Source organism: Pseudomonas sp. BS-2016 (genome assembly GCF_001806145.1).
Lineage (GTDB): Bacteria > Pseudomonadota > Gammaproteobacteria > Pseudomonadales > Pseudomonadaceae > Aquipseudomonas > Aquipseudomonas lundensis.
The window spans coordinates 17,453-29,577 of sequence record NZ_MLCT01000022.1; the positions used below are offsets into that span (position 1 = coordinate 17,453).

General features: G+C 64.0%; 14 protein-coding genes. 13 read left to right on the forward strand and 1 reads right to left on the reverse strand.

All coding sequences use genetic code 11. The features are described from left to right. The first annotated feature begins 78 nt into the window (after nt 1-78). Genes BKD70_RS13155 through BKD70_RS13210 form a run of 12 tightly spaced genes read left to right on the forward strand, consistent with a single transcriptional unit; the run spans nt 79 to nt 11,116 of the window. On the forward strand, nt 79-642 hold the full coding sequence (locus BKD70_RS13155; protein WP_047273056.1) for an outer membrane lipoprotein carrier protein LolA: 564 nt from the start codon (nt 79-81) through the stop codon (nt 640-642). Beyond that, nucleotides 632-2,944: an MMPL family transporter gene (locus BKD70_RS13160; RefSeq protein ID WP_047273025.1), complete on the forward strand. Its 2,313-nt coding sequence runs from the start codon at nt 632-634 to the stop codon at nt 2,942-2,944. Before BKD70_RS13155 ends, BKD70_RS13160 begins: the two co-directional genes overlap by 11 nt. Next, nucleotides 2,941-4,101: a hypothetical protein gene (locus BKD70_RS13165; protein ID WP_047273024.1), complete on the forward strand. Its 1,161-nt coding sequence runs from the start codon at nt 2,941-2,943 to the stop codon at nt 4,099-4,101. Before BKD70_RS13160 ends, BKD70_RS13165 begins: the two co-directional genes overlap by 4 nt. Further along, complete coding sequence (locus BKD70_RS13170; RefSeq protein WP_088500214.1) at nt 4,092-5,339, forward strand: NAD(P)/FAD-dependent oxidoreductase; 1,248 nt, start codon at nt 4,092-4,094, stop codon at nt 5,337-5,339. Before BKD70_RS13165 ends, BKD70_RS13170 begins: the two co-directional genes overlap by 10 nt. After that, a complete protein-coding gene (locus BKD70_RS13175; RefSeq protein WP_047273022.1) occupies nt 5,336-6,064 on the forward strand; it encodes a class I SAM-dependent methyltransferase in 729 nt (242 codons plus the stop codon). Before BKD70_RS13170 ends, BKD70_RS13175 begins: the two co-directional genes overlap by 4 nt. Nucleotides 6,065-6,108: 44 nt before the next feature. Then, the gene (locus tag BKD70_RS13180) at nt 6,109-6,588 is read left to right on the forward strand and encodes a DUF3261 domain-containing protein (RefSeq protein WP_047273055.1); all 480 of its coding nucleotides are present in this window, start codon (nt 6,109-6,111) and stop codon (nt 6,586-6,588) included. Next, nucleotides 6,585-7,769: a beta-ketoacyl-[acyl-carrier-protein] synthase family protein gene (locus BKD70_RS13185; RefSeq protein ID WP_047273021.1), complete on the forward strand. Its 1,185-nt coding sequence runs from the start codon at nt 6,585-6,587 to the stop codon at nt 7,767-7,769. The genes BKD70_RS13180 and BKD70_RS13185 overlap by 4 nt, the downstream gene beginning before the upstream one ends. After that, nucleotides 7,766-8,233 carry a hotdog family protein gene (locus BKD70_RS13190; protein ID WP_047273020.1) on the forward strand — a complete coding sequence of 156 codons (468 nt, stop codon included), beginning with the start codon at nt 7,766-7,768 and terminating at the stop codon, nt 8,231-8,233. The genes BKD70_RS13185 and BKD70_RS13190 overlap by 4 nt, the downstream gene beginning before the upstream one ends. Continuing rightward, the gene (gene fabG, locus BKD70_RS13195) at nt 8,226-8,954 is read left to right on the forward strand and encodes a 3-oxoacyl-ACP reductase FabG (RefSeq protein ID WP_047273019.1); all 729 of its coding nucleotides are present in this window, start codon (nt 8,226-8,228) and stop codon (nt 8,952-8,954) included. The genes BKD70_RS13190 and fabG overlap by 8 nt, the downstream gene beginning before the upstream one ends. Continuing rightward, nucleotides 8,954-10,180 carry a beta-ketoacyl-ACP synthase gene (locus BKD70_RS13200; protein WP_047273018.1) on the forward strand — a complete coding sequence of 409 codons (1,227 nt, stop codon included), beginning with the start codon at nt 8,954-8,956 and terminating at the stop codon, nt 10,178-10,180. Before fabG ends, BKD70_RS13200 begins: the two co-directional genes overlap by 1 nt. Nucleotides 10,181-10,199: 19 nt before the next feature. Then, nucleotides 10,200-10,640, forward strand: a complete 441-nt coding sequence (locus BKD70_RS13205) for a hypothetical protein (RefSeq protein ID WP_047273017.1) — start codon at nt 10,200-10,202, stop codon at nt 10,638-10,640. Nucleotides 10,641-10,669: 29 nt separating this feature from the next. After that, on the forward strand, nt 10,670-11,116 hold the full coding sequence (locus tag BKD70_RS13210; protein ID WP_047273016.1) for a hypothetical protein: 447 nt from the start codon (nt 10,670-10,672) through the stop codon (nt 11,114-11,116). A 22-nt stretch (nt 11,117-11,138) separates the two neighbouring features. On the opposite strand, the gene BKD70_RS13215 is transcribed toward BKD70_RS13210, so the two are convergent. After that, nucleotides 11,139-11,426: an addiction module antidote protein gene (locus BKD70_RS13215; protein ID WP_047273015.1), complete on the reverse strand. Its 288-nt coding sequence runs from the start codon at nt 11,424-11,426 to the stop codon at nt 11,139-11,141. A 519-nt stretch (nt 11,427-11,945) separates the two neighbouring features. On the opposite strand from BKD70_RS13215, the gene BKD70_RS13220 reads away from it, so the two are divergent. Continuing rightward, nucleotides 11,946-12,125: a DUF6124 family protein gene (locus tag BKD70_RS13220; RefSeq protein ID WP_047273014.1), complete on the forward strand. Its 180-nt coding sequence runs from the start codon at nt 11,946-11,948 to the stop codon at nt 12,123-12,125.

A 12,125-nucleotide genomic window follows, 5' to 3' on the forward strand; every position in this document is an offset into this window, starting at 1 on the left:
CTGTTAAACGCCAAAGGCCCTCACCCTCGGGGTGAGGGCAAGCGCCGTACGCGCCTCTGCCTGCTGATCGCCGCCTTTATGGCGTTCTCGCCGCTGGCCCACGCCTTCGACCTGCAACAGCTCAGCGAACAACTGGCCAAGCCGCACGTCATCCACGGCGACTTCATCCAGGAAAAACACCTGCGCGCCCTGCCCAAACCCCTCACCAGCACCGGCACCTTTGTGCTGGCCAAAGACCACGGCCTGCTCTGGCAACTCAAAACGCCGTTGCAACAGGACTACCGCATCACCCCCCAGGGCATCGCCCGGCGTGACGGCACGCAGTGGCAGATGCTTCCCGGCAAAAGCGCTGGCGCGGAACAGAACCGCTTGTTCCTCGCGGTGTTGCAAGGCGACAGCAGTGGCCTGCAACGGGATTTCGACCTGCAACTGCAAGGCCAAGCCGATCACTGGAACCTGACCCTGACCCCGCGTTCGTTGCTGCTCAAACAGGTGTTCAAGCACATCGACATCGAAGGCGGCGCGCTGGTGCAACGCATCGAGCTGCACGAAACCCAGGGCGACAGCACGCTGCTGACGATGCACAACAGCATCAGCCATCAACCGTTGACGGCAGCGGAGCAACACGACTTTGCGCAGTGAACGCTGGTTGCCACGGGGCTTTTTGATCCTGTTGCTGGCCGTGCTCGCCGTGGCGGGCTGGCAGTGGCGCCAGGGCGCGCCCTTGTCGGCCAACCTGATGGCGCTGGTGCCCGGCGACGCCCCCGACGCGCTGCAATTGCGCGCCGAACAGCGCATGCAAGAGCCACTGAACCGCGAAATGCTGGTGCTGGTGGGCAGTGCGGATCGTCAGCAGGCCATCAACATGGCCCAGCAACTGGGGGAGCAATGGCAGGCCAGCGGCCTGTTTGAACAGGTGCAATGGAACCTGCAAGCCGATCTCCCGGCGCTGCGCGAGCAATTGCTGCGCGGACGACTGGCGATGCTCTCGGCCGCCGACCGCGAACAGTTGATCGCGCACCCGGACGCCTTCATTGAGCAACGGGTTCAGGCGTTGTTCGACCCCTTCACCGGCTTCAGCCTGGTGCCCAGTCAAGACGATTGGCTGGGCCTGACCGGGCGCATACAGAACAGCCAGCCGCAGCGTGGCGCGGTGCAGTTGGACATCGGCAGCGGCGCGCTGATGGCCCATGCCGACGGCAAACAGTGGGTGCTGTTGCGCGCCCGCACGCAAGGCAATGCGTTTGACCTGACCCTGCCCATGCAGGTCGCGGCCTTGCTGGAGCAGAGCCGGGCGCAGGCGGCCACGCAACAGGTCGAGCTGCTGGCCGCCAGCGGGTTGCTGTACGCCGCCAGCGGTCAGCAACAAGCCAGCCGGGAAATCACCTGGGTCGGCGGCGGCGCCACGGTCGGTATTCTGCTGCTGTTGCTGCTCGCATTTCGCCGTTGGCGCGTGCTGCTGGCGTTCGTGCCGGTGCTGGTGGGCATGCTGTTCGGTGCCGTGGCCTGCGTGGCCTTTTTCGGCAGCATGCACGTGATGACGCTGGTGCTGGGCTCCAGCCTGATCGGCGTGGCGGTGGATTACCCGCTGCATTACTTGTCCAAAAGCTGGAGCCTGAAACCCTGGCGCAGCTGGCCCGCCCTGCGCCTGACGTTACCCGGCCTGAGCCTGAGCCTGGCCACCAGTTGCATCGGTTATCTGGCACTGGCCTTTACCCCGTTCCCGGCGCTGACCCAGATCGCCATTTTTTCCGCCGCCGGGTTGGTCGGGGCCTACCTGAGCGCCGTGTGCCTGTTGCCCGCCTTGCTCAATGGCGTGGTGCTGCGACCTGCGCAGTGGCCGTTGAACGTCGCCCAATGCTTGCTCAACGCCCGCCAAGCCTTGCTGAAAAAAGTCCCGACCCCGGCGCTGCTGGCACTGCTGCTGATGTTCTGTGCGGCAGGGCTGTGGCAGTTGAACAGCAAAAACGACATCCGCCAGTGGGTCAGCGCACCGCCGCAGTTGATGACCCAAGCGCAAGCCATCGCCCGCATCACCGGGTATCAGCCCACCAGCCAGTTCTTTCTGGTGCGCGCCGACTCTGAGCAACAACTGCTGGAGCGCCAGGCCGCGCTCAGCGAACGGCTGGACGCGTTGATCGGCAAGGGCACGTTACAGGGCTATCTGGCGCTGAATCAGTTGGTCAGCCCGCCTCGCGAGCAACAGCGCTTACGGGCAGCGCTCAGTGCGTTGCCCCGGCATTGGCAACCGCTGCTGGCGCTGGGCGTGCCGCTTGCTGCGCTGCAAAACGAACTGGCCCAGTTGCAAGCCCTGCCCGAGCAACGCATCGACGCTGCGCTGAATGGGCCGCTGGCCGAGCCGTGGCGCCTGTTGTGGCTGGGCCGTGACGCCGACGGCGTCGCCGCGATGGTCAGCCTGCAAGGGTTGAACGATGCCAGCCTGCTGCGCGAGCAAGCCCGGGATTTGCCCGGCGTCGAGCTGGTGGACCGCCTGGGGGACTTGAACTCAGTGTTCGCCGCCACGCAAATCAGCGCCGCTGAACTCAAGCTGTTGTCCTGCGCCCTGATCGTGTTGTTGCTGATTGCACCGTTCGGGTTGGGCGGCGCCGTGCGCATTGTCGCCCTGCCGCTGCTGGCCGCACTGTGCAGCCTCGCCAGCCTCGGTTGGCTGGGCCAGCCCCTGACCCTGTTCAGCCTGTTCGGCCTGTTGCTGGTGACAGCGATCAGCGTCGATTACGCGATTCTGATGCGCGAGCAAATTGGCGGCGCGGCCGTCAGCTTGCTCGGCACATTGCTGGCGGCGCTGACCACCTGGTTGTCGTTTGGCTTGCTGGCCGTGTCCAGTACGCCCGCCGTGAGTAACTTTGGCCTGTCGGTGAGCCTGGGGCTGGCGTTCAGTTTCATCCTCGCGCCGTGGGCCGCACGTCAGGAGCCTACAGCGTGATGACCCTGGTGTTCTGGCTGCTGGCCCTGGCGCTGTTTGCGCTGGCGACCCGTGTAGGGCGCCAGTTTGGCGTGATCCCGATTGTCAGCCAGTTGCTGCTGGCCTCCATCGGTTTGCCGCTGCTGATGCTGCTGTGGATCGGGCCGCACTGGCACCTCAGCGGCGCGCAACTGGTCGCCCCGACCTGGCTCAAGGGCTTGTACAGCCTGAGTTTCGCCTTGTTGTTGGGGCACATTTTGAGCGACGTGATCGACCTGCGCCTCGACCGCCAAAGTGTAAAAATCGCCCTGCCCAGCTTTCTCGTGCCGTTCACCTGCGGACTGGCCTGCGCCGTGTGGCTGTTGCCCGAGCAACCCTGGCTGAGTTCGCTGGCCGTGGGGCTGGTGTTTGCCATCACCGCCATCCCGGTGCTGTACCTGTACCTGTGCCACATCGGTTATCCGCCCGCTGCTACCCGGCGGCTGGTGCAAAGCGCGATCCTGATCGACCTCACCTGCTGGACCCTGTTCGGGCTGGCGCAAGGCAGCCTGGACCTCGCCAGTTTGCTGCTGCCGCTCGCCGGGGCCCTGTTGCCGCTGGCTGGGCGCCTCCTGCGGATTCGTCAGCCGCTGTGGTACAGCCTGAGCTTTTTTGCCGGGCTGGTGGTGGCCGAACATTACCGCCTCAATGCGCTGATTTTCGGGGTCGGCTATCTGTTGTGCATGGCCGCGCTCAAGGTGCCGCTGGTGATGCCGTTAAACGCTGTCTGGGCTGAACGTTTACACACCTGGCTGGCGATCCCGCTGATCCTCACGTTTGGCATTGTGCAGATCAACGTCCACAGCGCTTTGAGTGACATCAGCCCGCTGCAAATGAGCGCGCTGTTGCTGTTGCCGGTGGTGAGCAAAGTGTTGGGCAACTGGCTGGGCCTGAGCTGGGCCACGCCGTCGTTTGCCGGTGCCAGCCGCTGGCGTGAAAGCCTGTTACTGAACATTCGCGGGTTGAGCGAGATCGTGTTTCTCAACCTGTTGTTGCAACAACAACTCATCAGCCCCGCGCTGTACTTCGCGCTGATGCTGATGGGCCTGATCGCCACGCTGTTACCGGCGCTGGCGGGTATGAACAAAACCCCGTTGAAGTCTGCCGTAGTCCCCGGCAAGGAGCCCTTGTGTCAGTAGTAGAAATGGAACGTCGTCAGGTGGTGGTGATTGGTGCCGGGCCGTCCGGCGCGATCGCGTCAGCCTTGCTCAAACGCAACGGTCACGATGTGTTGATCGTCGAGCGCCAGCACTTCCCGCGTTTCTCCATCGGTGAAAGCCTGTTGTCGCATTGCATCGATTTCATCGAAGAAGCCGGCATGCTGGACGCCGTGCAAGCCGCGGGTTTCCAGTTGAAAAACGGCGCGGCGTTCGCCTGGGGCGATCACGTCAGCGCGTTCGACTTTGGCGACACCTTCAGCAACGGCAAACCCACCACCTTTCAGGTACAGCGCGCCGATTTCGACAAATTGCTGGCCGACCAGGCCGCGCTGCAAGGGGTTGAGATCCGCTACGGCCACACCGTGATCGCCACTGACATTGAGCGGGCCAAACCGCGGCTGGAGATCGAGCGCGAAGACGGCAGCCGCTATCAGGTCGAAACCGATTTCATCCTCGACGCCAGCGGCTATGGCCGCGTGCTGCCGCGCCTGCTCGATCTGGAAGCACCGTCGAACTTCCCGGTGCGTCAGGCGGTGTTCACCCACGTCGAAGACCGCATCGCGTGCGACGGCTTTGATCGCAACAAAATCCTCGTCACCACCCACCCGACCCAACGCGACATCTGGTTCTGGAGCATCCCGTTCAGCAATGGCCGCTGCTCGGTGGGCGTGGTCGCGGCGGCGGAGCATTTCGCAGGCCGCAGCGAAGACCTCGACGAGCGCCTGCGCAGCTTTATCGACGAGACCCCGAGCCTGCAACGGGTGCTGGCCAACGCCGTGTGGGACACCCCGGCGCGCACCCTCAGCGGGTACTCGGCCAACGTCAAAACCCTGCACGGCCCGGGCTTTGCGCTATTGGGCAACGCTGCCGAATTTCTCGACCCGGTGTTTTCTTCGGGCGTGACCATTGCCATGCGCTCAGCGAGCATGGCCGCCGCCGTGTTGCACCGCCAGTTGCAAGGCGAAGCCGTGGACTGGCAAACCGAGTTCGCAGACCCGCTCAAACGCGGCGTCGACACCTTCCGCTGCTACGTCGAAGGCTGGTACGCCGGCACCTTCCAGGACGTGATTTTCCACCCCGGCAGCTCGCCACAGATTCGCCGCATGATCAGCTCGATTCTGGCGGGCTACGCCTGGGATGAACGCAACCCTTTTGTCAGCGAACCCAAGCGCCGGTTGCGCATGCTGTCCGATATCTGCGCCACGGAGCCCGCATGAAACCTCTGAGCGACACCTACGTTGAAGAAACCCGTTTCGGCTTTTGGTTTTTGCGCAGCCACACGTGGCAGCACCACGTGTTGCGCGTGGCCATCAACGACCTGCGCAGCCTGTTCAGCGACCCGCTGCCTGCCGCGCCGGTGCTGCTGGACGCCGGGTGCGGGCAGGGCAAGTCGTTCCAGTACCTGCACCGGACGTTCGCCCCAGACCGTCTGATCGGTCTGGATGCCGACCCGCTGAGCCTTGACATGAGCCGCGAAGAAGCCAGACGCCAGGGGCTCGACATCGAACTGATCGGCAGCGACTGCGCCGAACTCGACATGCCCGATGCCAGCGTCGACCTGCTGTTCTGTCACCAGACGTTTCACCACCTGGTGCAGCAGGACCGCGCACTGGCCGAGTTCTACCGGGTGCTCAAGCCGGGCGGTTACTTGCTGTTTGCCGAGTCCACCGAAGCCTACATCGACACCTGGGTCATCCGCTGGCTGTTCCGCCACCCGATGCACGTGCAAAAAAGCGCCGCGCAATACCTCGAGATGATCCGCGACCAAGGGTTTGAGTTTGATGCGCGCAACGTGTCGTACCCGTACCTGTGGTGGAGCCGTTCCAAGGATTTCGGGCTGCTGGAGCGCCTGGGCCTGCGCCGCCCAAAACCGGTGGGCCAGCGCGAAGAAACCCTGGTCAACGTCGTGGCGCGCAAGCCCCTGCAAGGCGCCTCGGCATGATGCGTGCCGACGTGACCATTGCGCGTTCGGCTCGCCGCCAGGGGATGCTGGCGCTCTGGACGTGCCTGTTGCTGTTGCTCACCGGGTGCAGCACCCTGCCGCTGCCCCGTCAGACACCGACCCTGGCGCTGCCGATGCAGCTGCATGTGCAGCGCCAGCAAGCCGATCAGCGTCAAGACTGGCTGCTGGTGATCCAGCAGGAAGACGCCGGGCTGCGCTGGTCGTTGATGGACCCGCTGGGGATTCCGCTGGCGCGCCAGTTGCTCAAGGACAACCGCTGGCACGCCGACGGCTTGCTGCCGCCCAACCCTGAGGCCCGCGAGCTGTTCGCCGCGCTGCTGTTTGCGCTGACCCCGGCCGACGAATTGAAGCGTAATTATCCACAGGCCAAGGCCATGTCCACTGTGCGCGTGTTGCCCCACCGCTGGATGATTCAGTACGAGCAGCCGCACAGGTTGCGTATCAATACCCAGGGCGATGTGTATTACGACATCAGCCCGCTGGATGACGAGGCCAGCCGATGACCGCCTACCTGAATGCCTTGGGTGTTGTGTGCGCGCTGGGCCGGGGCCAGGACGAAGTGGCGCGCAACCTGTTTGCCGGTGATTGCAGCGGCATGCAGCGCGAAAGCGGCTGGGTGCCGGAGCGCTCGCTGACCGTGGGCGCGGTGCGTGGCGCGCTGGCGTCGATCCCGAGCGGGCTCAATCAGCAAAGCAGTCGCAATAACCAATTGTTGCTCGAAGCCGCGTTGCAGATTGAAGACGACATCCGGCAGGCGATTGACACCTACGGCGCTGACCGCGTGGCCATCGTGCTGGGCACCAGCACCTCGGGCATCGACGAAGCCAGCCGTGGCATCGCCCACTACCTGCAAACGCAGCACTTCCCCGGCGACTACGACTACCAGCAGCAAGAACTCAGCGCCCCGGCGACCTTTTTGGCCGAGTGGCTGAACATCAGCGGCCCGGCCTACGTGATTTCCACCGCCTGCACCTCCAGCGCCCGCGCCCTGATGAGCGCCCAGCGCCTGCTGGACATGAACCTGTGCGACGTGGTGCTGTGCGGCGGTGTCGACAGCCTGTGCGCGCTGACCCTCAACGGGTTCTGCTCGCTCGAAGCGGTGGCCGATGAACGCTGCAACCCGTTTTCAATTAACCGGCGCGGCATCAACATCGGTGAAGCCGCCGTGCTGTTCGTGATGAGCAAGCAACCGGCGACCACTCACGCCATCGCCCTGCTGGGCGCGGGCGCCAGTTCTGACGCGCACCATATTTCCGCCCCCGAACCCTCCGGGCGCGGCGCCGTGCAGGCCATGCACACGGCCTTGAGCCGGGCAAAGGTGCAGCCGCACCAGATCGCCTACCTGAACCTGCACGGCACCGCCACCCAGCACAACGACGCCATGGAAAGCCAGGCCGTGGCGCAGGTGTTCCCGGACGGCGTGCCGTGCTCGTCGACCAAACCCATGACCGGCCACACCCTGGGCGCGGCCGGTGCGCTGGAAGCTGCCTTTTGCTGGCTGAGCCTTGAGCGCAATGCGCTGGCGCCGCACGTGTGGGACGCCCGGCCTGACCCGGCGTTGCCCGCCCTGCACTGGGTGACGCCCGGCCAACCCCTGACCACAACCGCTGAGCGCTGCCTGATGAGCAATTCGTTTGCCTTCGGCGGCAATAACGTCAGCCTGATTATCGGAGACGCCCCATGATCGATTGGCCGCTCGCCGAATTACTGCCCCACGCCGGTGACATGATCCTCATCGATCAGGTGCTGGCGTTTGATGAAGAGCAGATCCACACCCGCCTCACGGTGCGCGCGGGCGGTTTGTTCAACCGTGAAGACGGCAGCCTGCCCGCCTGGGTCGGTGTCGAACTGATGGCGCAAAGCGTGGCCGCCTACGCCGGTTGCCGTGCGCGCCTGCTGGGCGACCCGGTGGTGCTGGGCTTTTTGCTCGGCACGCGCAAATTTGAATGCAACGTTGAACACTTCCCGGCGGGCACCGAGCTGCACATCCACGCGCTGCGCTCGCTGGAAGACGACAACGGCATGGGCGTGTTCGAGTGCCACCTCACCGGCCCCGGCATCCATGCCACCGCCCGCCTGAACGTGTTCCGCCCGCCTCAGGCCGACCATTACCTTGCTCAACCCACTTCGGAGACCCGCCATGTCTGAGTCCATTTTGGTCACTGGCTCCAGCCGTGGCATCGGCCGCGCCATCGCCCTGCGTCTGGCGCAGGCCGGTTTCGACCTGGTGCTGCATTGCCGCAGCGGCAGGCCGCAAGCCGATGCCGTGATGGCCGAGGTTCACGCCCTGGGCCGCAGCGCCCGCGTGCTGCAATTTGATGTGTCGGACCGCGCCGCCTGCAAGGCCGCACTCGAAACCGACGTCGAGACCCACGGCGCCTATTACGGCGTGGTGCTCAACGCCGGGCTGACCCGTGACGGCGCGTTCCCCGCGCTCAGCGAAGACGACTGGGACGTGGTGATGCGCACCAACCTCGACGGTTTTTACAACGTGTTGCACCCGGTGATGATGCCCATGATCCGCCGCCGCGCAGCCGGGCGCATTGTGTGCATCACCTCGGTGTCGGGGCTGATCGGCAATCGCGGGCAGGTCAATTACAGCGCCTCCAAGGCCGGGCTGATCGGCGCCGCCAAGGCCCTGGCCATTGAGCTGGGCAAACGCAAGATCACCGTCAACTGCGTCGCGCCGGGCCTGATCGACACCGCCATGCTCGACGACAACGTCCCCGTAGAAGAATTGATGAAAATGATCCCCGCGCAACGCATGGGCACCCCGGAAGAAGTCGCAGGCGCGGTCAACTTTTTGATGTCCGCCGAGGCGGGCTACATCACCCGCCAGGTGCTGGCCGTCAACGGAGGCTTGTGCTGATGAAACGCGTTGTCGTCACCGGCATGGCCGGCATCACCTCGCTGGGCAGCGACTGGGCCAGCATCGAAGCCAACTTCATGGCCGGGCGCAGCGGCATTCGGCGCATGGACGAGTGGGACCGGTTCACTGAACTCAACACCCGCCTGGCCGGGCCCATCGATGACTTTGCGGTGCCCGCGCACTGGACCCGCAAGCAGCTGCGCAGCATGGGCCGCGTGTCGCGGCTGGCCGTGGGCGCCGCCGAGCAGGCGTTGCAAGACGCCGGTTTGCTGGGCAACCCGATCATCCGCGACGGGCGCATGGGCGTGGCGTGCGGGTCGTCCACCGGCAGCACGGACGAGATCAAAGCGTTCGGCAACATGCTGCTCAACTCCGTGGCCGAAGGCCTGAACGCCAACAGCTACGTGCGCATGATGCCGCACACCACAGCGGCCAATATCAGCATCTTTTTTGGCCTCACCGGGCGCCTGATCCCGACCTCCAGCGCCTGCACCAGCGGCAGTCAGGGCATCGGCTACGCCTACGAGGCGATCAAGTTCGGGCGCTTGCCCCTGATGCTCGCTGGTGGCGCCGAAGAGCTGTGCCCGACCGAAGCCATGGTGTTCGACGCCCTGTACGCCACCAGCCTGAAAAACGACGCCCCCCAGACCAGCCCACGCCCTTACGACAATGGCCGCGACGGGCTGGTGATCGGTGAAGGCGGCGGCATGCTGGTGCTCGAAGAACTGGAACACGCACAGGCGCGAGGCGCGCACATCCATGCCGAAATCGTCGGTTTTGGCAGCAACGCCGACGGCCAGCACACCACGCGCCCGGAGGTCAGCACCATGCGCCGGGCGATGGAGCTGGCGCTCGAAGACGCCGGCCTTGAGCCCCGGGCCATCGGCTACGTGAACGGCCACGGCACCGCCACCGAGCAGGGCGACATTGCCGAAACCCTGGCCACCCATGCGCTGTTCGGGGCGCGCATGCCCATCAGTTCGCAAAAAAGCTTTTTGGGCCACACCCTCGGCGCCTGTGGCGCGCTGGAGTCCTGGTTCAGCATCGAAATGATGAACCGCGACCGCTACGTGCCAACGCTCAATCTGGACCACATCGACCCGCGGTGTGGCGAGCTGGACTACCTGCGCGGCGAGTTTCGCCCGATGCACAACGATTACGTGATGAACAACAACTTTGCGTTCGGCGGGGTCAACACGTCGTTGATCTTCCGTCGCTGGGCGTGAACCCGCTGGAGCCCATGCAATGACTTACCTGTTACGCGCAACCCTGATCGCCCTCGCCCTCCTGAGCACGGTGGCATGCAGCAGCAAACGCCTGCTCACCCCGGACCGCACCCTGCCCGTGACCCTCAAGACCGACCGCGCGCAGATGCAACAGGCGATCGTCAAAACGCTGGTGGCGCGCCAATGGACGGTGCAGCAAATCACCCCGAACAGGGTGCAGGCGCAGATCACGGTGCGCGGCCAGTACCACGCTGAAATCGACATCCCGTACAGCGCCGACCACTACCGCATCCAGTACCGCGACAGCCGCGGCCTGGACTACAAGGACGGCAAGATCCACAAGAACTACATCCGCTGGGTGCGCCTGCTGGACAAGGGCATCTTGCGTGAACTCAAAGACCACCAAAACGAACTGACAGCCCGACAGCTGTCTGAATCGGCTTTGGCCACACCGCAGTAACGCACTCATACAACGTCATGGAGACTTCAATGCGATTCAACACTCTGGCAGCCGCCACCACCCTGCTGCTGTGCACCCTGCCTGCCGTCAGCCAGGCCCGCGACACCGCGCTGTACCTGCCCTTCGATCAGGTTGTGACCGAAGCCATCAGCACCGGCAAGATCGACGGCAGCGTCAAGTTCTACCTGGCCGGCAACACCCCACGCGGCAAAGTGACCGTGGTCAGCCCGGGCGCGGTGACCAACAAAAAGACCAACGCCTTCAACAAGAGCGACGAACAAGCCTGTTCGTGGGCCCTGCAATCGGCGCTGATCACGATGCATGAAGCGGCGAAAAAAGTCGGCGCCAACGCCGTGACCAGCATCGCCAGCTTCTACAAACGCAACGAACGCAAAGACCCGAAAACCTACGAGTGCCATGCGGGCGCCGTGATTGCGGGTGTTGCGCTGAAAGGTGATCTGGCGAAGGTGAACTGAAGCCTGGCGACACGGCAGGCGATTAGAGGGAAAGGTGCAGCTTTAACCCCAGCGCCTTGGCCACTTTAAGCAGCGTGCCGAACTCGGGGTTTCCTTCCCCGGACAGCGCGCGGTACAGGCTTTCTCTGGAGAGTCCTGCATCGCGCGCCACCTGACTCATGCCGCGCGCTCGCGCAATGGTGCCCAGTGCCTTGGCAATAAAGGCAGGGTCGTCGCCCGCTTCTTCCATGCAGGCTTGAAGGTAATGACCGATGTCCTCTTCGGTCTTGAGGCCTTCAGCCGTGTCCCAGCGTGAGAAATGTTCAGTCACAGGTTTTGCTCCTTCCACGCATGGGCAATCAGCCTGGCGTGCTTGATGTCGCGCATCTGGGTGGTCTTGTCGCCTGCACAGAGCAGGAGAATCCATTGGCGGCCAGGTTGCATCACGTACAGCCAGCAATTTGTAGCCCACAAGCAACATCTTCGACATCATCCACTGCGATTTCCTTTCGTCAGAAAGGGCTTCTCGTCAGGTAGCCGTTGCCAAGCTGCGGGCCGGGTCGGAGGGGTTGTCGCTTTCCTTTGCAGGACGTTTCCTAGAGAATCCACGGGCCTTGCGTCTGTCTCTTTCGATCGATAGCCTCCGGTTCGTCATCCCCCATGGGTGGCCGGACGTGCAAGTTCGAAATACGCAAATGTCACTTTCAGAAGCCCGATTTATGGCGGCTGTATGTGGGAGGTCTTTGGCCTGCCGGTTTGCGTTCCTCCGGTCTTGCACACCCGCATACAGCTGCCACCCTCTTTGTGTGCAAGCAAATGGCGTCAGCTCTTATCACTTAAGGAACTGCGCATGAACCACACCCCCGAATACGAACAACACCTGGAACACACCCACGAATTACTGCGCTGCGCGCTTGCGACGGCGTACGCCTCGGCGGACAACCTGCAAGGCTTGAACCGCGATGTAGCGCTGGCGGTGGTGCACCTGATTCAACAGGCCCGTACGGCAGTGGACAGGTTGCTGGCCTGA